Annotated in this window: 17 protein-coding genes; 11 read left to right on the forward strand and 6 right to left on the reverse strand. The window is 69.4% G+C overall.

Annotation, left to right across the window (positions count from 1 at the left end):
- Positions 1–8 precede the first annotated feature (8 nt).
- The gene (locus tag CR470_RS00520) at positions 9–1,040 is read left to right on the forward strand and encodes an alanine racemase (protein WP_003967862.1); all 1,032 of its coding nucleotides are present in this window, start codon (positions 9–11) and stop codon (positions 1,038–1,040) included.
- A 42-nt stretch (positions 1,041–1,082) separates the two neighbouring features.
- On the opposite strand, the gene CR470_RS00525 is transcribed toward CR470_RS00520, so the two are convergent.
- Positions 1,083–2,597 carry a glycosyltransferase family 87 protein gene (locus CR470_RS00525; RefSeq protein WP_179892072.1) on the reverse strand — a complete coding sequence of 505 codons (1,515 nt, stop codon included), beginning with the start codon at positions 2,595–2,597 and terminating at the stop codon, positions 1,083–1,085.
- Between the two features lie 172 nt (positions 2,598–2,769).
- On the reverse strand, positions 2,770–5,484 hold the full coding sequence (locus tag CR470_RS00530) for a transglycosylase domain-containing protein (protein WP_257138295.1): 2,715 nt from the start codon (positions 5,482–5,484) through the stop codon (positions 2,770–2,772).
- A gap of 400 nt (positions 5,485–5,884) precedes the next feature.
- On the opposite strand from CR470_RS00530, the gene CR470_RS00540 reads away from it, so the two are divergent.
- The 3 genes from CR470_RS00540 (at position 5,885) to CR470_RS00550 (ending at position 9,130) form a co-directional block, all read left to right on the forward strand.
- Positions 5,885–6,592, forward strand: a complete 708-nt coding sequence (locus CR470_RS00540; RefSeq protein ID WP_097865586.1) for a PadR family transcriptional regulator — start codon at positions 5,885–5,887, stop codon at positions 6,590–6,592.
- Positions 6,593–6,651: 59 nt separating this feature from the next.
- A complete protein-coding gene (locus CR470_RS00545; RefSeq protein ID WP_097865587.1) occupies positions 6,652–7,734 on the forward strand; it encodes an inositol-3-phosphate synthase in 1,083 nt (360 codons plus the stop codon).
- Between the two features lie 127 nt (positions 7,735–7,861).
- Positions 7,862–9,130 (forward strand): MFS transporter, encoded by a 1,269-nt coding sequence (locus tag CR470_RS00550; RefSeq protein WP_097865588.1) that lies wholly within the window; start codon positions 7,862–7,864, stop codon positions 9,128–9,130.
- Positions 9,131–9,229: 99 nt separating this feature from the next.
- Here CR470_RS00550 and CR470_RS00555 read toward each other — a convergent pair whose 3' ends face one another.
- Positions 9,230–10,672: a CCA tRNA nucleotidyltransferase gene (locus CR470_RS00555; RefSeq protein WP_097865589.1), complete on the reverse strand. Its 1,443-nt coding sequence runs from the start codon at positions 10,670–10,672 to the stop codon at positions 9,230–9,232.
- Positions 10,673–10,852: 180 nt separating this feature from the next.
- On the opposite strand from CR470_RS00555, the gene CR470_RS00560 reads away from it, so the two are divergent.
- The 7 genes from CR470_RS00560 (at position 10,853) to trxA (ending at position 20,540) form a co-directional block, all read left to right on the forward strand.
- Complete coding sequence (locus CR470_RS00560) at positions 10,853–13,147, forward strand: DUF6049 family protein (protein WP_097865590.1); 2,295 nt, start codon at positions 10,853–10,855, stop codon at positions 13,145–13,147.
- Positions 13,148–13,197: 50 nt separating this feature from the next.
- The gene (gene murJ / locus CR470_RS00565; RefSeq protein ID WP_097865591.1) at positions 13,198–15,360 is read left to right on the forward strand and encodes a murein biosynthesis integral membrane protein MurJ; all 2,163 of its coding nucleotides are present in this window, start codon (positions 13,198–13,200) and stop codon (positions 15,358–15,360) included.
- Between the two features lie 129 nt (positions 15,361–15,489).
- Positions 15,490–17,220 carry a protein kinase family protein gene (locus CR470_RS00570; protein WP_097865592.1) on the forward strand — a complete coding sequence of 577 codons (1,731 nt, stop codon included), beginning with the start codon at positions 15,490–15,492 and terminating at the stop codon, positions 17,218–17,220.
- Between the two features lie 162 nt (positions 17,221–17,382).
- The gene (sigM, locus tag CR470_RS00575) at positions 17,383–18,099 is read left to right on the forward strand and encodes an RNA polymerase sigma factor SigM (protein WP_097865593.1); all 717 of its coding nucleotides are present in this window, start codon (positions 17,383–17,385) and stop codon (positions 18,097–18,099) included.
- Complete coding sequence (locus CR470_RS00580) at positions 18,096–19,064, forward strand: anti-sigma factor family protein (protein ID WP_097865594.1); 969 nt, start codon at positions 18,096–18,098, stop codon at positions 19,062–19,064. Before sigM ends, CR470_RS00580 begins: the two co-directional genes overlap by 4 nt.
- Before the next feature lie 126 nt (positions 19,065–19,190).
- The gene (trxB, locus tag CR470_RS00585) at positions 19,191–20,162 is read left to right on the forward strand and encodes a thioredoxin-disulfide reductase (RefSeq protein ID WP_097865595.1); all 972 of its coding nucleotides are present in this window, start codon (positions 19,191–19,193) and stop codon (positions 20,160–20,162) included.
- A 45-nt stretch (positions 20,163–20,207) separates the two neighbouring features.
- Positions 20,208–20,540: a thioredoxin gene (gene trxA / locus CR470_RS00590; RefSeq protein WP_097865596.1), complete on the forward strand. Its 333-nt coding sequence runs from the start codon at positions 20,208–20,210 to the stop codon at positions 20,538–20,540.
- Positions 20,541–20,635: 95 nt separating this feature from the next.
- Here the strand turns inward: trxA and CR470_RS00595 are convergent, their stop codons facing one another.
- The 3 genes from CR470_RS00595 to CR470_RS00605 form a co-directional block, all read right to left on the reverse strand.
- Complete coding sequence (locus tag CR470_RS00595) at positions 20,636–21,253, reverse strand: GNAT family N-acetyltransferase (protein WP_097865597.1); 618 nt, start codon at positions 21,251–21,253, stop codon at positions 20,636–20,638.
- Between the two features lie 302 nt (positions 21,254–21,555).
- Positions 21,556–22,650 carry a ParB/RepB/Spo0J family partition protein gene (locus CR470_RS00600; protein ID WP_097865598.1) on the reverse strand — a complete coding sequence of 365 codons (1,095 nt, stop codon included), beginning with the start codon at positions 22,648–22,650 and terminating at the stop codon, positions 21,556–21,558.
- Positions 22,647–23,723, reverse strand: coding sequence for a ParA family protein (locus tag CR470_RS00605; protein ID WP_097865599.1), 1,077 nt, complete (start codon positions 23,721–23,723; stop codon positions 22,647–22,649). The genes CR470_RS00600 and CR470_RS00605 overlap by 4 nt, the downstream gene beginning before the upstream one ends.
- Between the last annotated feature and the right edge of the window lie 2 nt (positions 23,724–23,725).

Here is a 23,725-nt window from a genome sequence, read left to right on the forward strand (position 1 = left end):
GGCCGGCCATGGCGCTCTCCCTCTACGTCGACACCGCGCGCTGGCGGGCGCACCAGAAGTCCGTGATCGACCAGTTCCCCGGTCTCGTACCCGTCTGCAAGGGCAATGGCTACGGCTTCGGCCACGAGCGCCTCGCCGACGAGACGATCCGCTTCGGATCCGACACCCTCGCCGTCGGGACGACCTACGAGGCGGCCCGGATCAAGGACTGGTTCAGCGGCGACCTGCTCGTCCTGACCCCGTTCCGGCGTGGTGAGGAACCCGTACCGCTTCCGGACCGCGTCATCCGGTCCGTCTCCTCCGTCGACGGGGTGCACGCCCTGGTGGGCGCCCGGGTCGTCATCGAGTGCATGAGCTCGATGAAGCGCCACGGCGTCAAGGAGGAGGAGCTCGGCCAGCTGCACGCGGCGATCGAGGACGTACGGCTCGAAGGCTTCGCCCTGCACCTGCCGCTGGACCGCACCGACGGCTCCGACGCCGTCGAGGAGGTCATCGGCTGGATGGACCGGCTGCGCGCGGCCCGGCTGCCGCTGCACACCATGTTCGTCAGCCATCTGCGCGCCGAGGAGCTGGCCCGGCTCCAGCAGCAGTTCCCGCAGACCCGCTTCCGCGCCCGTATCGGCACCCGGCTCTGGCTCGGCGACCACGAGGCCACCGAGTACCGGGGGGCCGTCCTGGACGTCACCCCCGTCGTCAAGGGCGACCGGTTCGGCTACCGCCAGCAGAAGGCCGCGTCCGACGGCTGGCTGGTCGTCGTGGCCGGCGGTACGTCCCACGGGGTCGGCCTGGAGGCGCCCAAGGCACTGCACGGCGTGATGCCGCGGGCCAAGGGCGTCGCCCGCGCGGGCCTGGCCACGGTCAACCGCAACCTGTCGCCGTTCGTCTGGGCGGGCAAGCAGCGGTGGTTCGCCGAGCCGCCGCACATGCAGGTGTCGATCCTGTTCGTGCCCTCGGACGCCCAGGAGCCGCGGGTCGGTGACGAGCTGGTCGCCCACCTGCGCCACACCACCACGCAGTACGACCGGCTCGTCGACCGCTGAGCCGCCCGGGCGCGGCCCTGAACGGCCGCGCCGGGCCCCGGGTCAGCCGTCCCGGGTGGGCGCCGCGCCCCACTCCACCTGAGGTCCCGTGACCGTCGGGGCCCTGTTCCCGGACGAACGGGCCTCGGGCGCCAGCACGAACGCGTCCGGAGCCCCGTCGAGGACACCGCCCGACGGGTCGTCCGACCCGTCCCCGCGCACCGGGTCCTTCTCCGGCTGCAGAATGTCCCGGACGATCAGCGCGCACAGGTACAGCGTGCCCAGCAGGTGCAGGACGATCGCGACCTGGTAACCCTCCTGCGGCAGCCCCTGGTGCTTGTCCCCGCCACTGGTGTAGGCGAGGTAGAACCAGATCCCGAGGAAGTACATGACCTCGCATGCCTGCCAGATGAGGAAGTCGCGCCAGCGCGGCCGGGCCAGCACGGCCAGCGGGATCAGCCACAGCACGTACTGCGGTGAGTAGACCTTGTTCGTCAGGATGAACGCGGCCACCACCAGGAACGCCAGCTGGGCGAAGCGCGGCCGGCGGGCCGCGGAGAGCGCCAGGCCCGCGATGCCCGCGCAGAACACGACCATGAGGACGACCGACGCGGTGTTGACCGTCTCCACGTCGATGGGCTTGCCGGTGCGCTGGGTGATGACCAGCCAGAACGAGCCGAAGTCGATGGGCCGCTCCTGGCTGAAGGTGTAGAACTTCCGCCACCCCTCGGGGGCGAAGAGCATCACCGGCAGGTTCACCACCAGCCAGGCCGCCCCCGCGCCCAGCAGGGCCGTCCCGAACTCGCGCCGCTTGCCCGCCCGCCAGCAGAGCACCAGGAGCGGGCCGAGCAGCAGAACGGGATAGAGCTTGGCGGCCGTCGCCAGGCCGATGAGGATGCCGAACGCGAGCACCCGCCCCCGCGACCACATGAGCATCGCCGCAGCCGTCAGGGCCACGGCCAGGAGGTCCCAGTTGATGGTCGCGGTGAGGACGAACGCGGGGGCCAGCGCGACCAGGAGCCCGTCCCAGGGGCGGCGGCGGTGCGTGCGGACGGTGCAGACGGCGATGACCACCGCGCAGATCATCAGCATGCCCGCGTTGACCATCCAGTACATCTGCTCACGCTGCTGGATGGGGTCGCTGTCGGGAGTCAGCGTCAGCCAGGCCGCCACCTGCATGAACACCCCGGTCAGTACGGGGTACTCCAGGTACTGCATATCGCCGCTCAGCCGGTCGAAGTACGGTACGAGACCGTCGGCGAAACCGCGCCCCATGAAGAGGTGCGGAATGTCGGAGTAACAGGCGTGCGTGTACTGCGAGGTGGCCCCGCGGAACCAGGCCCATTCGTAGCAGGGGATCTTCTGCACCATGCCGAGGGCGAACATCCCGATCATGACCAGCGCGACGACACGCACGGGCGTGAGCGGGCCGTCGCCGAGCCGCGCCCAGCGTCCCACCCGGCCACCGAACAGCTCGCTGCCGGCCGCCGCGACCTCGTCCTGATCGGTGGGCCGCACGACGGGCCGCTCCTGGTGCACGCTCGTGTCTTCTGCGCTGGGGCTTGGCATGCCGCACATCCTGCCGTACGGGGCTGTGCCCGGGGCAAGGGCCGCCCGGGGGACACGGACACGGACCGGGATGCCGCACGCCGCCGCCGGGAACACGGCGAGGGCCGCCGCACCCGGGTGGGTACGGCGGCCCTCGCCGCTGCGGTGGGCCGGCCCCTGAGAGACCCGGCCCGTTGTCCGGCTATCCGCCGTTGCCCCAGATGGTGTTGCCACCGTTCGGGTTGCCGTTCCCTCCCTGGGGGTCACCGCTGTCACCGCCGGCGTCGGCTCCCGAGTTGTCGCCCCCGGCGTCGGCTCCCGAGTTGTCGCCCCCGGCGTCCGCTCCGGAGTTGTCACCCCCGCCGTCCGCTCCGGCGTTCGCCCCGCCGTTGGCCTCCTGGCAGTTCGGGTCCCAGATGCCGCAGGTCCTGGACGGCGACGGCGACGGACTGGGGGTGGTCTGGCTCGGCTTCGGGGACGGCGGCGGCTCCTCCTCCTCGGAGGGCGTCGGCGAAGGCGTGGGACTCGGCGTCGGGCTGGGGCTCTCCGCGCCACCGCCCCACACGACATCGCCCAGGTCCTTCGGTTCCGGGAAGGAGATGACCTTCTTGCCCTTCATCGCCCCGGTCATGTAGTCGTGCCAGATGGAGGCCGGGAACGAGGCTCCGTGGATCTTCTTCTCCCCACCGGTGCCGAACATCTTCAAGAACTCGCGCTCTTGGTTCGTCTCGTCGTCGTCGTACCGGAACATGCTGATGGCGGTCGAGATCTGCGGTGTGTACCCGACGAACCAGGCGGACCGGTTGCCGTCCGTCGTACCGGTCTTGCCCGCGGCCTCACGGCCCGCCAGACGGGCGGGCTTGCCCGTTCCGTTCTCCACGACGTTCTTCAGCACGTCCGTCACGTTGTCGGCGATGACCGGGCTGAAGGCGCGCTTGGGCCTCTTCTCGTGCTTGAAGACGGTCACGCCCTCCTGCTTCACCTCGGTCACCGAGTACGTGTCGTTCTGCTGGCCACTCGTGGCGAAGGTGGCGTAGGAGCCCGCCATGCGGATGGCGCTGGGCGACGAGGTGCCGATGGAGAACGAGGGAACGGTCGCGTCGGCCATGAAGTCGTCGTCCTTCAGACCGGAGGCGACGGCGACGTCCTTGACCTTGTCCGTTCCGACGTCCATGCCGAGCTGCACGAACGGGGAGTTGGCGGACTTTTCCATGGCCGTCCGCAGGTCGATCTCGCCGTAGTCCTGATCGCCGTCGTTGGTCTGACGCCACGGTTCGTCGTTCTCGTTCAGCCAGGTCTTGCCCGTGTAGTCCCTGATCTCCAGCTTGTTGTCGCCGTTGTAGATGCTCTCCGGCGAGACCTGGGTGCGCTGGGAGTTGCTCTGCTCCTTCCCGCCGGAAGGATCGCGCACGCCGTACTGCATGGCCGCGGCCAGCACGAACGGCTTCCACGTCGAACCGACCTGGGCCCCGGTGGCGTCCGCGTTGTTCATGAAGTGCGTGGTGGCGTTCTGGCCGCCGTACGTGGCGATGATGGCGCCGGTCTTCGCGTCCACGGACGCACCGCCGAACTCGACGTGCGTGTCCGTCTTGGGGCGCTCCTCGGGCCGGATCTTGGCCTTGTAGACCTTGTTCACCGCTGCCTCGAGCTCCTCCACCCTCTTCTTCTGGAAGGTGGTGTGGATCTCGAAGCCGCCCAGTTCGAGCTGCTTGGCGTCGATGTCGCGGTCGTTGTTGGCGAGGAAGTACTTCTTGGCGAGCTCCACCAGGTAGCCGGTCTGGCCGCCCAGCTTGGCGTCCTTCTTCTTCGGCAGCGGCATGGGGAACTTCGTGAACTTGGCGCGTTCCTCCGCCGTCATGCGCCCGTCCTTGACTTGCTCGTCAAGGATCCACTTCCAACGCTCTTTGGCCCGTTTGGTGTTCTTCTCCTTGGTCGCGTTGTCCTTGTCGATGTCGGTGGCGCCTGCGGGGTCGTAGTAGCTCGCGCCCTTGAGCAGGGTGGCCAGGAAGGCGCACTCGCTCGCGTCCAGGTCGCCGGCGTCCTTGTTGTAGTAGGTGCGGGCCGCCGCCTGGAGCCCCGAGGCCCCACGCCCGTAGTACGAGACGTTGAGGTAGCCGGCCATCACCTCTTCCTTGCTGTCCTCACCGGCGACCTTGAGCGTGATGAAGAGTTCCTGGAACTTCCGCTTGAGTGTCTGGTCCTGAGTGAGCATGGAGTTCTTCACGTACTGCTGCGTGATGGTCGAGCCGCCCTGGGTTTCACCGCCCGTGGCCATGTTCCACACCGCACGGCCTATACCCACCGGGTCGATGCCCTTGTCCGTTTCGAAGCTCTTGTTCTCGGCCGAGATGACGGCGTTGCGCATCTCCACCGGGATCTGCTCGTACTTGAGCATCTGACGGTTCGCGTCACCGCCGGTCGCCACCATCTGTGTGCCGTCGGCCCAGTAGTAGACGTTGTTCTGGGCCTTGGCCGCCTTGTTGATGTCCGGTGGGACCACAAACGCGTAGGCGATACCCCCGATGCCCATCAGTAGCCCGAGGAACCCCACGCAGAGCGCCGACACCAGCTTCCACGAGGGCACCCAGCGGCGGAACCCGTATTTGCCGTGACGCGGGTAGTCGATGAAGCGCTTCTTGCCGGGGTCGCCGTGGTCGCGCCCCCGGCCTCCCGGGCCGTTGGCATCGCCGCCACCGCGGCGTCGGCCACCGCCGCGCTGGGCCGCGCGGCGGGCCTCGGCGCGGCTGCCGTACGGACGATCCTCGCCGTACGGCTCGGACGACGATTCGGAAGGTGAACCCGACGTGGCTCTGCGTGACGGGACCGCTCGGCGTCCGGTCGACTGCTGGGCGGCGCGTCTGGCCGCGGCACGCCCGCCGCCTTGTGGCTGAGGCGTTTTGCGACGGTGCTCGCTCATGGAACGACTACTCCTCGGGCAGGCGAGAGCGCCTGGAAGCGGCAGTTGAGATCCGGTCCCCCCGAATGTCGGACAAGCCACTGCGGAAGGCTCATCCGCAGTACATCCGGCAGTCCGCGATGACTGACGCACGAAAGCGCCTCGCGGTTCCCGGTGGTCTGCATGCCGCACAGACTACGCACGGTCAAAACCTGCCTAGCGCCGAACTTCACCCCAAATAACGCAAGTCGAACCCTGGGAATTGTTGATGTGACGCCGTTCACGAAGGTCGCCCTTGTCGAACAGGACGTACCGATCTATCGTGCTGATGTATCGAGTCGATACATCAGCGCGGCATAAGTACGCCAGTGGTTCCGGTGGACCGTGCCGACGGACACAGCGGGAGAAGGGGGAGGCACCGGTGAGCAGACGCTCCGGCATCCTCGAGTTCGCTGTCCTCGGCCTGCTCCGCGAATCGCCGATGCACGGCTATGAGCTGCGCAAACGCCTCAACACCTCGCTGGGGATCTTCCGTGCGTTCAGCTACGGAACGCTCTATCCCTGCCTCAAGACGCTGGTCGCCAGCGGCTGGTTGATCGAGGAGCCCGCCGGTGTCCCGGCGGACACCACGCCGGCCGCCGGACGCTCGGCCACTCCCTCCTCCTCACTGACAGGGCGGCGGGCGAAGATCGTCTACCGCTTGACGGCAGAAGGTAAGGAGCACTTCGAGGAGCTGCTGTCGCACACCGGTCCGGACGCCTGGGAGGACGAGCACTTCGCAGCGCGCTTCGCCTTCTTCGGCCAGACCGAACGCGAGGTGCGGATGCGGGTGCTCGAAGGCCGCCGCAGTCGGCTGGAGGAGCGCCTGGAGAAGATGCGCGCCTCCCTCGCCCGCACCCGTGAACGACTCGACGACTACACACTTGAGCTGCAGCGACACGGCATGGAGTCCGTGGAGCGCGAAGTGCGCTGGCTGAACGAGCTCATCGAGAGCGAGCGGTCGGGGCGGGATCGGCGACGATCCTCGCCCGAGGGCTCTGCTCAGCAGGACACACCTGGAGAGACGGGCGGCCTGCCCCGGCATCGGGACAACACCCGGCCGGATCCGTCCGACGACACCGCCAAGTGAAGTCATCGCACTCCGCGGCGACTTCATCGGAAACACCGATTACACAGGGAGCAACCGGAATGGGTTCGGTTCGCGTAGCCATCGTAGGCGTGGGCAACTGCGCCGCCTCGCTGGTGCAGGGCGTCGAGTACTACAAGGACGCCGATCCGGCCGGCAAGGTGCCCGGTCTGATGCACGTCCAGTTCGGCGAGTACCACGTCAGTGACGTCGAGTTCGTCGCCGCCTTCGACGTCGACGCGAAGAAGGTCGGCCTCGACCTCGCGGACGCCATCGGCGCCAGCGAGAACAACACCATCAAGATCGCGGACGTGCCGAACACGGGCGTGACCGTCCAGCGCGGCCACACCCACGACGGCCTGGGCAAGTACTACCGCGAGACGATCGAGGAGTCCGCGGACGCCCCGGTCGACGTCGTCCAGATCCTCAAGGACAAGCAGGTCGACGTTCTCGTCTGCTACCTGCCCGTCGGTTCCGAGGTCGCTGCGAAGTTCTACGCGCAGTGCGCCATCGACGCCAAGGTCGCGTTCGTCAACGCTCTCCCGGTGTTCATCGCCGGCACCAAGGAGTGGGCGGACAAGTTCACCGAGGCCGGTGTCCCGATCGTCGGCGACGACATCAAGTCCCAGGTGGGCGCCACCATCACGCACCGCGTGATGGCGAAGCTCTTCGAGGACCGCGGTGTCATCCTGGACCGCACGATGCAGCTGAACGTCGGCGGCAACATGGACTTCAAGAACATGCTCGAGCGTGAGCGCCTGGAGTCCAAGAAGATCTCCAAGACGCAGGCCGTCACCTCGCAGATCCGTGACCGTGAGCTCGGTGCGGACAACGTCCACATCGGCCCCTCGGACTACGTGGCCTGGCTGGACGACCGCAAGTGGGCGTACGTGCGCCTCGAGGGCCGCGCGTTCGGCGACGTTCCGCTGAACCTCGAGTACAAGCTCGAGGTGTGGGACTCCCCGAACTCGGCCGGTGTCATCATCGACGCCGTCCGTGCGGCGAAGATCGCCAAGGACCGCGGCATCGGTGGCCCGATCCTCTCGGCTTCCAGCTACTTCATGAAGAGCCCGCCGGTGCAGTACTTCGACGACGAGGCCCGCGAGAACGTCGAGAGGTTCATCAACGGCGACACCGAGAGCTGAACCGGCCTTCTCGGCTGACACAGCCTCACCGGAGCGCTGAGCGGAGACGCTCACCTCTTCCTGCCGCACGTAGGGGGTCCCCGGGCAATCCGCCCGCGGACCCCCTACGTGTGTGACGCTTGCTCCCATGTCTGTCGCGCGTGACCTGCGCACCCTGCTGCGCCTGCGGAACTTCCGCCGCCTGCTCACCGTGCGGCTGCTGTCCCAGTCCGCCGACGGCGTCTACCAAGTCGCCCTCGCCGCGTACGTCGTCTTCTCCCCCGAGAAGCAGACGTCGGCCGCCGCCATCGCTTCCGCGATGGCCGTACTCCTCCTGCCCTACTCCCTGATCGGGCCCTTCGCGGGGGTTCTGCTGGACCGCTGGCCCCGACGGCAGGTCTTCCTCTACGGGAACCTTCTGCGGGCCGCTCTGGCCTGCTCCACGGCCCTGCTGATTCTCGCCTCGGTGCCCGACTGGCTCTTCTACGCCTCGGCCCTGTGCGTCACCGCCGTCAACCGTTTCGTGCTGGCCGGTCTCTCCGCCGCCCTGCCCCGGGTGGTCGACACCGACCGCCTCGTCGTCGCCAACTCCCTGTCCCCCACCGCGGGCACCCTGGCGGCCACCGCGGGAGGCGGCCTCGCTTTCGTCGTGCGGCTGGTGGCTGACGAGTCCGACGCGGCGGTCGTCCTGCTGGGGTCGATGCTCTACCTGCTCTCCGCGCTGGCGTCCCTGAGCCTGCCCCGCACCCTGCTGGGACCGGATACCGACGGGAGGCCCCTGCGGCTGCGGTCCGCTCTGGCCGTCACCGCACGCGGGCTCATCGCCGGGCTGCGCCATCTGGCACAGCGGAGACATGCGGCCGGGGCACTGGCCGCGATGACCGTGATCCGCTTCTGTTACGGCGCGCTCACCGTGATGGTGCTCATGCTGTGCCGCTACGCCTGGTCGGACACCGAGTCCGACGGGCTGGCGCTGCTCGGTCTGGCGGTCGGGGTGTCCGGCGCGGGGTTCTTCGTCGCCGCCGTCCTCACCCCATGGGCGGTGGGTCAGCTCGGCCGGTACGGATGGATCGTGGGCTGCGCCGGCGCGGCGGCGGTCCTGGTGCCCGCCCTGGGCCTCTCCTTCGCTCCCGCCCCGATGCTGATCGCCGCGTTCGTGCTCGGCGTCGTGACCCAGGGTTCGAAGATCGCGACCGACACGGTCGTGCAGACCTCGGTCGACGATTCCTTCCGCGGCCGGGTCTTCGCGCTCTACGACGTGCTCTTCAACGTCGCGTTCGTGAGCGCCGCAGGGGTGGCGGCCCTGATGCTCCCGCCGGACGGCAGATCAGTCGCCGTCGTGACGGTCGTGTCGGTGCTGTACGCGGTGGTCGCGGCGGCGATGTTCCGCCGGCGACGCACCGACGCCCACCGGTAACCGGTCATGGATGTGCCGAGGGGCGTTGTTTCACGTGAAACAACGCCCCTCGGCACATCCAACGGCTGATGTTTCACGTGAAACACCGCCCCGCCGGGCTCAGTCCTGCCGCGCCCACCACTCCTTGAGTGCCGCCACCGCCGCATCCCTCTCCATCGGCCCGTGCTCCAGGCGCAGCTCCAGCAGGAACCCGTACGCCTTGCCGATCACCGGGCCGGGACCGACACCGAGGATCTGCATGATCTCGTTGCCGTCCAGGTCGGGGCGGATCGATTCGAGCTCTTCCTGCTCCTGCAGCAGGGCGATGCGCTCCTCCAGCCCGTCATAGGTGCGGGAGAGCGCGTTCGCCTTGCGCTTGTTCCGGGTCGTGCAGTCCGACCGGGTCAGCTTGTGGAGACGTTCGAGCAGCGGCCCGGCGTCGCGCACATACCGGCGCACCGCGGAGTCGGTCCACTCTCCGTCGCCGTACCCGTGGAAGCGCAGGTGCAGTTCCACCAGCTTCGACACGTCCTTGACCAGCTCGTTGGAGTACTTGAGCTCGGTCATGCGCTTCTTCGTCATCTTCGCGCCCACCACTTCGTGGTGGTGGAAGGAGACCCTGCCGTCCTTCTCGAAGCGGCGGGTCCTCGGCTTGCCGATGTCATGGAGCAGCGCGGCCAGACGCAGCACGAGGTCGGGTCCGTCCTCCTCCAGGCCGATGGCCTGCTCCAGGACGGTCAGCGAGTGCTCGTAGACGTCCTTGTGACGGTGATGCTCGTCACTCTCCAGGCGCAGTGCGGGAAGCTCGGGCAGCACCTGCTCGGCCAGCCCCGTGTCGACCAGGAGCCCCAGACCCTTGCGCGGGTGCTGAGAGAGCAGCAGCTTGTTGAGTTCGTCGCGGACCCGCTCGGCGGAGACGATGCCGATCCGCGCGGCCATCCCCGTCATGGCGGTGACGACGTCGGGGGCGACCTCGAAGTCGAGCTGCGCGGCAAAGCGGGCCGCGCGCAGCATGCGCAGCGGGTCGTCGGAGAAGGAGGCCTCGGGCGTGCCCGGAGTGCGCAGCACCCGCTCGGCGAGGTCCTTGAGACCTCCGTACGGGTCGACGAACTCCTTCTGCGGCAGAGCCACGGCCATCGCGTTGACCGTGAAGTCGCGGCGTACGAGGTCGTCCTCGATGGAGTCGCCGTAGGAGACCTCCGGCTTGCGCGAGGTCCGGTCGTAGGCCTCGGACCGGTAGGTCGTGACCTCGATCTGATAGCCGTCCTTCTGGGAACCGACGGTGCCGAAGGCGATCCCGACCTCCCACACCGAGTCGGCCCAGGGCCGGACGATCTTGAGCACGTCCTCGGGGCGGGCATCGGTGGTGAAGTCCAAGTCGTTCCCGAGCCTGCCCAGCAGTGCGTCGCGGACCGAGCCGCCGACCAGCGCGAGGCCGAATCCGGCCTCCTGGAATCGACGGGCGAGGTCGTCGGCTACCGGGGACACCCGGAGCAGTTCACTCACCGCGCGGTGCTGCACCTGGCTCAGTGCACTGGCGTTCTCTTCGTTGGCGTTCGGCACAACAGAAAAGGGTACGTGCACGGACCGGCCGGGGCGTCATCGTTTACGGGGACCCTGCGGGATACCCGCGATCATGTGCGATGGACCCCAGCACTTCGGCCCGCCGCACCTCGTTACCATGCGGGGACGCAGGACCGAGCGATCGACAGCATCTGATGACGACGAGGGACGGGTAGGCGCGTGGCCGAGGCGGCAGACTTCCAGGGGACGCGTCCCTCTCCTGCCCGCCGGTGGCTCCGGCGCACGGCCTCAGCGGTGCTCGGAGCACCGCTGCTGGCCGGTCTGCTGGCCGTTCCGGCCGCGGATGCCGCTCCGGCCGCCAAGCCCGCCAAGGCCCCCACCGGCTCCCGTACGGTCGATGTGTCCCTGAACACGCTCTCCCCGAGCGTTCCGGCGGAGGACGACACCCTGACCGTCTCCGGAACACTCACCAACAGGGGCAAGGAGACGGTCAGCAGCGCCGAGGTCGACCTGCGGGTCGGCCCCCGGCTCTCCGGCCGTGGAGAGGTCGACGACGCCGCGAAGCGCTCCGCGTACGTTCCGGGCGTCGACCCGGCCACCGTCGGGGACAAGTACACGGTGAAGTTCCCCAAGCTCGCCAAGGGGATCAGCCAGGACTTCACGCTCACCGTGCCCGTCGACAAGCTCGGCCTGGACGACCCGGGCGTCTACCAGCTCGGCGTCTCGGTCTCCGGCCGTACGACCACCACCCCCTACGAGCGGGTACTGGGCATCGAGCGCTCGTACCTGCCCTGGCAGCCCGAGGCGAGCGACAGCAGGACGAAGCTCACCTTCCTCTGGCCCCTGATCGCGTCTCCCCACGTCACGGCGGAGACCCGCTCGGACGAACAGCAGACCCCCGTGTTCACCGACGACGACCTGGCCAAGGAACTGGCGCCCGGTGGCCGGCTGGAGCAGATGGTGTCCCTGGGCAGTCGGCTCCCCGTGACCTGGGTCGTCGACCCGGACCTTCTGGCGAGCGTCGCGGCGATGGCCGGGAAGTACGAGGTCGAGTCGGATGACACGACCGTCCCGGGCAAGAACCAGGCCGTCGCCAAGCAGTGGCTCACCGCGCTGGAGAAGGTGGTGGAGGACGGCAAGGTGGTCGCGCTGCCGTTCGCCGACCCCGATCTGGCCTCCATCGCGCACCGCGGCAAGAACGTCTCCGGAACGCTCAGCCATCTGCAGAACGCGTCCGCGGTGGCCGCGACCACGGTGGAGACCATCCTCCATGTGAAGCCGTCCACCGACTTCGCCTGGCCCGTGAACGGCGCCGTGGACTCCTCCATCGTCGATGTGGCGACCTCGGCGGGGGCCCACAACGTGATCGCCCGCAGCGACAGCTTCCGGGAGACCACGAAACTTCCGTACACGCCGACCGCGGCGCGGCCGATCGGCGGAGGCACCACCGCGGTCGTCGCGGACGCGCGGCTGTCGACCTTGTTCGACGGCGACATGTCGAGGGCGGGCTCCGCCACCCGCGCGGTCCAGAAGTTCCTCGCCCAGACCCTCGCACTGACCGAGCAGGCGCCGGACAACGAGCGCAGCATCGTCGTGGCCCCGCCGCGGATGCCCACCGCCGCACAGGCCCAGACGATGGCCCGCGCTCTGGAGGGCCTGGCGGGCAACCGCTGGACCCAGCCCCTCGACCTCGTCGCCGCCGCCGAGGTGAAGCCCGACCCGAGGGCCACCGCCAAGGTCCCCCGGGCCTCCGCGTACCCCAAGAAGCTCCGGGCCCAGGAACTGCCCACGCAGGCGTTCCAGGACATCCGCACCACCCAGGGCTCGCTCGACAGCTTCGAGACGATCCTGACGCAGCCCGAGCGCGTGGTGACGCCCTTCGGCAACGCCGTCAACCGCTCGATGTCGACGTCCTGGCGCGGACGGTCCCTGGCCGCGCAGCAGTACCGGGACGCGGTCCGCGACTACCTGCAGAGCCTCACCTCCGAGGTGCAGCTCATCGAGAAGTCCGACGTCACCCTCTCCGGGCGCAGCGCGACGATCCCCGTCACCGTGCAGAACAAGCTGGTGCAGGGCGTGGACCGGCTGGTTCTCCAGCTGACCTCGGACAACATCCGGCTCAAGTTCAACGACGACGGGAGCACGGCCGAACTGCCGGTCGGCGTCGCGGGGGGCCACAGCCAGTCGGTGAAGTTCGACACGGCGACCAGCGCCAACGGCCGCGCCCAGGTGACAGCCCGGCTGTTCACGGAGGACGGCACCCAGTACGGCGAGGAAATGACCTTCACCGTGAAGGTCTCCGAGGTGACGCCCACCGTGCTGCTCGTCATCGCCGGCGGTCTGCTGCTCCTGGTGCTGGCGGGCGTCAGGATGTACAGCCACCGCAAGCGCGCCGTGGCAAGCGACACGGCGGACGGCAACGGCGGCGGACCCGAGCAGCCGAGTGACCCGACTCCGGACACCGGTCCGGAAAGCGGGGCCCCGTCGGGAACGGGTGAGAAAGTGGACCGTTGAGCGATGTCTGTCGTGGCCGGTCGGCCGGGGACGATGAGGTAGGGGTTTCCATGAACGCGCCGTACGACGGTGACCGCGGCCAGGGCGCGGGCGGAGCAGCGTCTCCGGGCGGGCCTCCGGTTCCTCCGGGCGCGGGCCAGGACGGCTCCGTGCCGCCGGACCCGTACCTCCAGCACGCCTACGAGGACGACCCCTACCGGGCGCAGGGCCTGGCCGCCCAGGACCCGGTGGGCGAGGCGCTCTACGACCGCGCCGCGCACCCACCGCCGCCTCCCGGCACGTACCAGGAGCCGGGGCCGCTCTACCAGCAGCCGCCCACCACTCCGTACGCCCCCGACCCGCGCATCTGGGCCCAGACGCCGCCCCCCGAGCCGGCGGGGCCCTCACGGCACCTGCCGTACGGGGACCGCCCGGCGACCACGCAGTTCGTCGGAGTCGACGCCCTCGTCACTCAGGCGTCGGACGACCGGCAGGAGCCGGACGCCTTCGCCCATCTCTTCCGGGACCAGGAGGGGTCGGGGAAGCCCCCCGTACCGCCCCAGCCCGAACCGGCTCCCGCACCCGCGCCCGCCCAGGGCGGCGGCGGCAAGGTCTCCGGAATCCTCAAGTCCAGCGCGGTCATGGCCGCCGGCACCCTCGTCTCCCGGCTCACCGGGTTCGTGCGGTCCCTGGTGATCACCGCCGCACTCGGCGCCGTACTGCTCGGCGACAGCTTCACCATCGCGTACACCCTGCCGACGATGATCTACATCCTCACCGTCGGCGGCGGTCTGAACTCGGTCTTCGTCCCGCAGCTCGTCCGTGCCATGAAGAACGACGAGGACGGCGGCGAGGCCTTCGCGAACCGGCTGCTGACGCTGGTGATGGTCGCGCTCGGTGCGATCGTCGCCGTCGCGGTGTTCGCCGCGCCGACGCTGATCCACATGCTGTCACCCACGATCGCGAACGACGTCGCCGCCAACAGCGTCGCCGTCACCTTCGCCCGCTACTGCCTGCCGACCATCTTCTTCATGGGCGTGCACGTGGTGATGGGTCAGATCCTCAACGCCCGCGGCAGGTTCGGCGCGATGATGTGGACCCCGGTCCTCAACAACATCGTCATGATCATCACGTTCGGGCTGTTCATCTGGGTCTACGGCACATCCGGTGAGTCACAGATGGGCGTGGACACCATCCCGCCGGAGGGCGTCCGGCTGCTGGGAATCGGCACCCTGCTCGGCCTCGTCGTCCAGTCCCTGGCGATGATCCCCTACCTGCGCGAGACGGGCTTCCGCTTCCGCCCCCGGTTCGACTGGAAGGGCCACGGGCTGGGCAGGACCATCAAGCTGGCCAAGTGGACCGTGCTCTTCGTCCTCGCCAACCAGGCCGGTGTGCTGGTCGTCACCCAGCTGTCCACGGCGGCCGGCGCGGCCTCGGGCCACGACGGCACCGGGTTCCTGGCCTACTCCAACGCCCAGCTGATCTGGGGCATGCCGCAGGCCATCATCACCGTCTCGGTCATGGCTGCTCTGCTGCCCCGCATCTCCCGCGCCGCCCACGACAACGACCCGGGTGCGGTCCGCGACGACATCTCGCAGGGACTGCGCAACTCGGCCGTCGCCATCGTCCCGGTGGCCTTCGCCTTCCTGGCGCTCGGCCTGCCGATGGCCACCCTGCTGTACGCGTCCAGCGGCATCGAGGCCGCCCGCTCCATGGGCTTCATCCTCATGGCCTTCGCGCTCGGCCTGATCCCGTACTCCGTGCAGTACGTCGTCCTCCGCGGGTTCTACGCCTACGAGGACACCCGCACCCCCTTCTACAACACGGTCATCGTGGCCGCCGCCAACGCCGCCGCCTCCGCACTCTGTTACGTCGTCCTGCCCGCCCGCTGGGCGGTCGTCGGCATGGCCTTCTCCTACGGTCTGGCCTACGCGGTCGGCGTCGGCGTCGCCTGGCGCCGGCTGCGCGACCGGCTGGGCGGCGACCTGGACGGCGCGCACATCGTGCGCACCTACGCCCGCCTCTGCATGGCCGCGGTGCCCGCCGCACTGGTCGGCGGCGCCGCCGGATTCGGCATCCTGGAACTGGTCGGCACCGGCGCTCTCGGCTCGCTGGCCGCGCTGATCTGCGGCGGCGTCCTCCTCCTCGGCATCTTTTTCGTCGCGGCGAAGAAGATGCGCATCGAAGAGGTCAACGGCCTGGTGGGCATGGTCCGTGGACGGCTCGGACGCTGAATGAGCACGCGCCCGCACAACCATCGCCGCACTCCGCGTGTCGTGCATAGCGCCGGAGTGTGGGCACAATTGGCGTGACTGTGCAGAGCTGGCTGGCATCGCGCAACGGATGGGGAGGCAGGAACGACGGTGGCGGAACGTAGCACGGCTGCCGTCGACGTGACCGACAACAGCGGCGACGAGCCGCTGGCCGCCAAGGCGGACGAGGCCACGACCGACGGGACGGCGCAAGCCAAGGACACCAAGGGCGCGAGCCCCAAGGACACCGAGAACACGGACGGTGGGCGGGAGCGTTCCGAGGCCGTTCCGGCGTCACCCGATCTGCACAGCGGTCACAAACTCGCCGGGCGCTACCGCCTGGAGGAGTGCGTCACCCGCCTGGACGGCTTCAGCAGCTGGCGTGCTGTCGACGAGAAGCTCCGCCGGGCGGTGGGCGTGCACCTGCTGCCCGCGGACCACCCGCGGGCCCGCTCGGTGCTGGCCGCCGCCCGCTCCTCGGCCCTGCTCGGCGACCCCCGCTTCGTCCAGGTCCTGGACGCCGTCGAGGAGAACGACCTCGTCTACGTGGTCCACGAATGGCTGCCGGACGCCACCGAGCTCACCGCTCTGCTGGCCACCGGGCCGATGGAGGCCCACGACGCCTACCAGCTCGTCAGCCAGCTCTCCCAGGCGATGGCCGCCGCCCACCGCGAGGGCCTGTCCCATCTGCGCCTCACCCCCGGCGCGGTCCTGCGCAGCTCCACCGGGCAGTACCGCATCCGCGGCCTCGCCGTGAACGCCGCCCTGCGCGGCATCACCGCGGAACACCCCCTCCGGACGGACACCGAGGCCATCGGCGCCCTCCTGTACGCCGCGCTGACCCACCGCTGGCCGTACGGAAGCGACGCACACGGGCTCGCCGGGCTCCCCAAGAACATGGGGCTCATCGCCCCGGACCAGGTCCGGGCCGGCATCCACCGCGGTCTCTCCGAGCTCGCCATGCGGGCGCTCGCCAACGACGGCGCCACCGCCTCCCGGCAGGAACCGCCCTGCACCACCCCCGACGAGCTGGCCAAGGCCGTCGCGGCCATGCCGCGCATCCTTCCTCCGGAACCCACGTTCACCGCGCCGCCGGCGTACCAGCGCACGACCTATCAGCAGGGCACGTACGGGCGCCCGTCCTCCCATCCGTCCGCCGTCGCCCAGCCCGTGATGGCGGCCCCTCCGGCCCCGCTCCAGAGCCGTGCCGGCCGCGCGCTCAAGTGGACCGTCTCGGCGCTCCTCATCGCCGCGCTGGGCCTCGGAAGCTGGCAGCTCGCGGAGGCACTGCTCGACCGCACCAAGGGCTCCAACGACACCGGCGTCACCGAACCGAACGAAGACGACAAGAACAAGGACGAGAAGCCCGCTCCGTCCGCCGAACCCCTGGACATCGCGGGGGCCACGGAGTTCATGCCCGACGGCTCCGGCATCAAGGAGCGGGAGGTGCCGAACACCATCGACGGCAACTCCGGAACGCACTGGGTCACCCCGCGGTACGAGGGCTTCGCCAACTTCGGCAACCTCCCCCAACGCAAGCAGGGCAGCGGGATCATCGTCGACCTCGGCAAGGTGCGGGACGTCTCCGGCATCGACGTTGCCCTGTACCGCAAGGGGCAGACGACGACCGTGCTCGCCGCCTCCCCGGGCGCCTCGTCCCCGTCCACCACGGCCGACTTCGACCAGCCGATCGCCAAGCGGACCGTCGCGGGATCGAAGCTGCAGGAGAAGCTCGATGAGCCCGTCCGCACGCGCTACGTCCTGATCCACATCACGGAGCTCCCCTCGGACGGCACGGGCGGTTACCGGGGCGGCATCACCGACATCTCCGTCCTCGGCTGATCCACCGCCCCGTTACTGTGGGGCGGACCACGCGCCCACCGAGCACGCGCGGCGACAAGGGTTGCGCCCGTCACACCCGTGACGGCAGGCTTCTCCCCGCCGCACCGCTTCGCCGGGCGCGGCCCACATATGACATCGGATGCGGTTCGGAGGGGGAGCACGGTGGATTCCGTTCCACCAGAGGCACCGAGCGACTCGGATCTGCTCGCCCAGCATGTGGCGGGCGACCCCGACGCCTTCGGTGAACTCGTACGCCGCCACCGCGACCGGCTCTGGGCCGTGGCGCTGCGCACTCTGGGGGACAGGGAAGAAGCGGCCGACGCCGTCCAGGACGCCCTCGTCAACGCCTTCCGCGCCGCCCACACCTTCCGCGGCCAGTCCGCGGTGACCACCTGGCTGCACCGGATCACCGTCAACGCCTGCCTCGACCGGGTCCGCAAGGCCGCCTCCCGCAAGACGTCCCCCGTGGACGACGCCGAACGGCTCGATCAGCTCCTGGAACCCCACGAGTCGGCCGAGGCCCCCGCCGTGCGGCAGGACCTCCACCGCCAGCTCCAGGAAGCCCTGGCCACGCTGCCCGCCGAGCAGCGGGCGGCCCTCGTCCTCGTCGACATGCAGGGCTACTCCGTCGCGGAGGCAGCCGGCGTCCTCGAGGTGCCGACCGGCACGGTGAAAAGCCGATGCGCCCGGGGCCGGGCGAGACTGGCCCCCCTGGTCCGCCATCTGCGCGCGGGAGCCGGGGGGCAGACCCCTGACGGGGAGAACGGCGTGGCCGGAAGGAACCGGACGCCCGGAGCATCCGTCCCACCTGCGTCAGGACCCAGAGACGCAGGAGCAAGCGATCCTGCCGCTACGAAGGGAGGAGGTGGGCGCCCGTGACCTCCACGGCCGACACGGCTCAGCACCCGGAGATCTCCGAGATCTCCGATCTCACCGAGGGGCTGCTCTCCCCTTCCCGTACTGCGGAAGTCCGGCAGCATGTAGCGGGGTGCGACCTCTGCTCAGAGGTCCGGGACTCCCTGGAAGAGATCCGCGAGCTGCTCGGAACGATGCCCGCCCCCGAGCCGATGCCCGAGGACGTCTCCGCCCGCATCGACGCGGCCCTCGCGGCGGAGGTCCGCCCCACCGCTCCCGCCGTGGACGAACCAGTCGTTGTTTCACGTGAAACAACGACCGCCGAAGACACGACGACCGCCCGTGCGACAAGCAAGCCCGCTTCCGGGAGCGGAGGCGCCTCCGTCCCGGACCGTCCTGCGGGCCGGTCCTCCGCCGCTACCGGGCCGGGCCGCCGTCCCAGCCGTCGACGGCGGCGCGCTGTGGTCCTCGGCACCGCGTTCGGCACGGCGGTCATCGGCATGAGCGTCTTCTTCCTCCAGTCCATCGCCCCGTCCGGCGACTCCTCCAAGACCGCGGCCGACAGCGGAGTCAGCACCGCGGAGAGCGGCGCGCACGCCTATACCGACGGCACGCTGGAATCCCAGGTACAGGGCCTCCTCGGTGGCGGGGGCGGCCAGGAGAGCCCCGGCGCCCGAAAGGTGCCGCCGGGCGCGGACACCAAGTCGACGAGCGAGGCCCTCACCCCCGACGCCGAGGCGTCCAGGAGCCCCTTGCAGGCCCCTGCCGTCGTCGTCCCTCCCTGTGTCCAGCAGGCCACCGGCCGCACCACGCCGGCCCTCGCCCTCGACAAGGGGACGTACCAGGGAACGGACACCTATCTCGTCGTCCTTCCGCATCCGAGCGACCCCTCACACGTCCAGGCCTATCTCGTGGCCTCCTCCTGTGTGGACACCGCCCCGGAGAGCACCGGACAGCTGCTGCTCACCCGCACCTACGACCGCCCCTGAAAACCGTCCGCGACCGCCGCGGCACGTTCGGGAATGCATCAGCCGTAGGATCCGTTGGGTGGGGTGAGAGTCGTTGAACCGACCCCGTAGGCAGTTAGGCAGTCTGCAGAAACGAGGAAGAAACCCGTGAGCGACGTCCGTAATGTGATCATCATCGGCTCCGGACCGGCCGGGTACACCGCCGCGCTGTACACCGCCCGCGCCTCGCTGAACCCGTTGGTCTTCGAGGGCGCCGTCACGGCCGGGGGCGCGCTGATGAACACCACCGACGTGGAGAACTTCCCCGGCTTCCAGGACGGCATCATGGGCCCCGAGCTCATGGACAACATGCGGGCCCAGGCCGAGCGCTTCGGCGCCGAGCTGATCCCCGACGACGTGGTCGCGGTCGACCTCACCGGTGAGGTCAAGACCGTCACGGACACCGCGGGCACCGTCCACCGCGCCAAGGCCGTCATCGTCACGACCGGTTCCCAGCACCGCAAGCTCGGACTGCCCAACGAGGACGCCCTTTCCGGACGCGGCGTCTCCTGGTGCGCCACCTGCGACGGCTTCTTCTTCAAGGACCACGACATCGCCGTGATCGGCGGCGGCGACACCGCGATGGAGGAGGCGACCTTCCTCTCCCGCTTCGCCAAGTCCGTCACGATCGTCCACCGCCGTGACACCCTGCGTGCCTCCAAGGCCATGCAGGACCGGGCCTTCGCCGACCCGAAGATCAAGTTCGCCTGGGACAGCGAGGTCGCCGAGGTCAAGGGGGACCAGAAGCTCTCCGGTCTGACCCTGCGCAACACCAAGACCGGCGAGACCTCCGAGCTCCCCGTGACCGGCCTCTTCATCGCCGTCGGCCACGACCCGCGCACCGAGCTCTTCAAGGGCCAGCTGGAGCTCGACGACGAGGGTTACCTGAAGGTCGAGGCACCCTCCACCCGCACCAACCTCACCGGCGTCTTCGGCGCCGGAGACGTGGTCGACCACACCTACCGGCAGGCCATCACGGCAGCGGGCACCGGCTGCTCCGCCGCCCTGGACGCCGAGCGCTTCCTCGCGGCCCTGGCCGACGCTGAGCCCGCCGAGCCGGAGAAGACCCCCGCCGTCTGACCGTCCGCACCGCACCCCCACCCCCCAAAGACTAAGGAGGCCGCCGTGGCCGGCGACCTGAAGCACGTTACGGATGACACCTTCGATGAGGTCGTCCTCAAGAGCGACAAGCCCGTTCTGGTGGACTTCTGGGCCGCCTGGTGCGGCCCGTGCCGCCAGATCGCCCCGTCGCTGGAGGCGATCGCAGCAGAGCACGGCGACCAGATCCAGATCGTCAAGCTCAACATCGACGAGAACCCGGCCACCGCCGCCAAGTACGGCGTGATGTCCATCCCCACCCTGAACGTGTACCAGGGCGGCGAGGTCGCCAAGACCATCGTCGGCGCCAAGCCGAAGGCCGCGATCCTCCGCGACCTCGACGGCTTCATCAGCGCGTAACCGCGCGCCGGCGCCCGGCGCAATGTTTCACGTGAAACGGGCCCATCCCTTGTAGGGGTGGGCCCGTTTCACGTGCGGCCGGCAGGGGCCCGTCCTCACAGCGGCCGCAACACCGGTTCCTTCTGAACCGCCCCCAGAAGCCGGTCGAGCGCCATCTCCACGTCTTCCTTCCAGGAAAGCGTCGTCCGCAGATCCAGCCTCAGCCGTGGGTACACGGGATGCGGCCGCACCGTCTTGAAGCCGACGGCCAGCAGATGGTCCGCTGGGAGTACGCAGGTGGTCTGCCCGGACCGCGCGTCTCCGATCGCCTCGATCGCCTTGAATCCCCGGCGCAGAACGTCCTTGGCCACCGTCTGCACCATGACCCGGCCCAGCCCCTGACCCTGGTACGCGGGAATGATCCGCCCGGTGATGAGTTGGACGGCGTCGGGGGAGACCGGGCTGGTCGGGAAAGCGGTCGAGCGGGGGACGTACGCGGGCGGGGCGTAGAGCACGAAGCCCGCCGGCACGTCGTCCACATAGACCACCCGGCCGCAGGACCCCCACTCCAGGAGGACCGCGGACACCCAGGCTTCCTTCTCCAACTCCGGCTTGCCCGCCTTTACCGCGGCTTCCCCGCTGACCGGGTCAAGCTCCCAGAAGACGCACGAACGGCAACGCTCGGGGAGATCCGGAAGGTTGTCCAGGGTGAGTGGTGCGAGCCGACGACCCATGACGGCGATCCCTCACTTCCTTCGCCCGCCGCACCACGTGCGGCTGCCAGTGCGCTCCGTTCATGGAACAGACTGCCGACGAATCCCCCGACGGCGCCCAGGCCCAGCCCGACCGTGACGAGCCGACCGCGGCTCACTCTCCGCAAGGCCTCCGCCCTCCTCTGAGGTCGATCACCGTGGATACGCCGTCCCAGAACGCATCGTATCCACCCAGAGGTGATGCGGATACCGAGAGAGAGCAAAGGGCGGGCCGTGTTCCGGTATGCACCGGCGCACAGCCCGCCCTCCTCGGGTCCCGCTGCTCAGCCCTTGTCGTCCTCCTCGGACGTCTCCGCGAGCCCGCGCTCCAGCACACGGCCTTCGCCCGGGGCGAGACTGCCGAGAATCCGGTCCAAGTCCTCCATCGAGGCGAACTCGACGACGATCTTGCCCTTCTTCTGCCCCAGGTCGACCTTCACCCGGGTCTCGAAACGGTCGGACAGACGGGTCGCCAGGTCGGTCAGAGCGGGGGACAGACGGCCACCGGCCCTCGGGCCCTTGGGCTTCACAGAGCTCGTGGGGTGCGAGCCCATGAGCGTCACGATCTCCTCGACCGCACGCACCGAAAGGCCCTCGGCCACGATGCGGTGGGCCAGCCGGTCCTGCTCCTCGGAGTCGTCCACGGACAACAGCGCACGGGCATGGCCCGCCGATAGAACACCTGCGGCGACCCGGCGCTGCACCGGCGGCGAAAGCCGCAGGAGCCTCAGTGTGTTCGTCACCTGCGGACGCGAGCGACCGATCCGGTCCGCCAGCTGATCATGGGTGCACTTGAAGTCCTTGAGCAGCTGGTCGTACGCAGCGGCCTCTTCCAGCGGATTCAGCTGAGCCCGGTGGAGGTTCTCCAGCAGCGCGTCCAGCAGCAGCTTCTCGTCGTCCGTGGCGCGGACGATGGTGGGAATCCGCTCCAGGCCCGCTTCACGGCAGGCCCTCCACCGACGCTCACCCATGATCAGCTCGTAGCTGCCCGAGCCCACCTGCCGGACGACGACCGGCTGGAGAAGGCCGACTTCCTTGATGGAGACGACCAGCTCGGCCAGGGCGTCCTCGTCGAAGACCTCACGAGGCTGGCGGGGGTTCGGGGTGATCGTCCCGATCGGCAGCTCGGCGAAGTACGCGCCGGACGTCCCGGCATCCTGATCGGACCGGCCCTCCGGGGTGGATGCCGGCTCCGGCACCACCGGGACGGACGGCAGCGCGGTCACCTTCGCAGCGGCCACCCCGCGCTCCGCCGTCAGAACCGGGCCCGCGCCGGACGACGCAGCACCGCCTCCGGGCGCCGACACCTGCTTCTCCTGGGGAGCGGCGGGGATCAGCGCACCGAGCCCACGCCCCAGTCCTCTACGACGCTCACTCACTGAATGCCCTCCGAGACGTTCTGCTGGCTGTTCTGACTGCTCGTGTGGGCGTGCTGAGCCTCGTAGTGCATCCCGACACCCCGCAGGGCGATCTCCCGGGCGGCCTCAAGATACGAGAGCGAACCGCTGGACCCCGGGTCGTAGGTCAGCACGGTCTGCCCGTAGCTCGGCGCCTCCGAGATGCGCACCGACCGCGGAATGCTCGTCCGCAGCACTTCCTTGCCGAAGTGGGTGCGGACCTCCTCGGCGACCTGCGAGGCGAGCCTCGTCCGGCCGTCGTACATCGTCAACAGGATCGTCGAGACGTGCAGATCCGGATTCAGGTGGCCCCGCACCAGGTCGACGTTCCGCAGGAGCTGCCCCAGGCCTTCCAGTGCGTAGTACTCGCACTGGATGGGGATCAGCACCTCGGCCCCGGCCACCAGCGCGTTCACCGTCAGCAGACCCAGCGAGGGCGGGCAGTCGATGAGGATGTAGTCCAGCGGCTGCTCGTACGCCTGGATGGCCCGCTGGAGCCGGCTCTCCCGTGCCACCAGCGAGACCAGCTCGATCTCCGCACCGGCGAGGTCGATGGTGGCGGGGGCGCAGAAGAGACCTTCCACGTCCGGTACGGGCTGGACCACCTCGGAGAGCGGGCGGCTCTCCACCAGGACGTCGTAGATCGAGGGAACATCGGCGTGGTGATCGATGCCCAGAGCCGTGGAGGCGTTCCCCTGCGGGTCGAGGTCGACCACCAGAACGCGTGCACCGTGCAGGGCCAGGGAAGCGGCAAGGTTGACCGTCGTGGTCGTCTTCCCGACGCCGCCCTTCTGGTTGGCCACCACCATGACGCGGGTGCGGTCAGGGCGGGGCAGCCCTTCGCCGGCGCGGCCGAGGGCCTCGACCGCCAGCTGAGCGGCTCGGCCGATGGGTGTGTCGTCCATCGGCGGCGGTGTTTCACGTGAAACACCCTCACCCACGGACTCGGTTCGGGGACCGGGGACCGGGTCGGTCATCGGTCCCGCGATGTTGGCGTCGGACCGCAAGGATTCACTCTCCTCGACTTCAGGCTCGCAATGAACAGAGCCTGCCATGC

Origin of the sequence: Streptomyces sp. rh34 (assembly GCF_002551245.1) — a bacterium.
Taxonomy (GTDB): Bacteria; Actinomycetota; Actinomycetes; order Streptomycetales; family Streptomycetaceae; genus Streptomyces.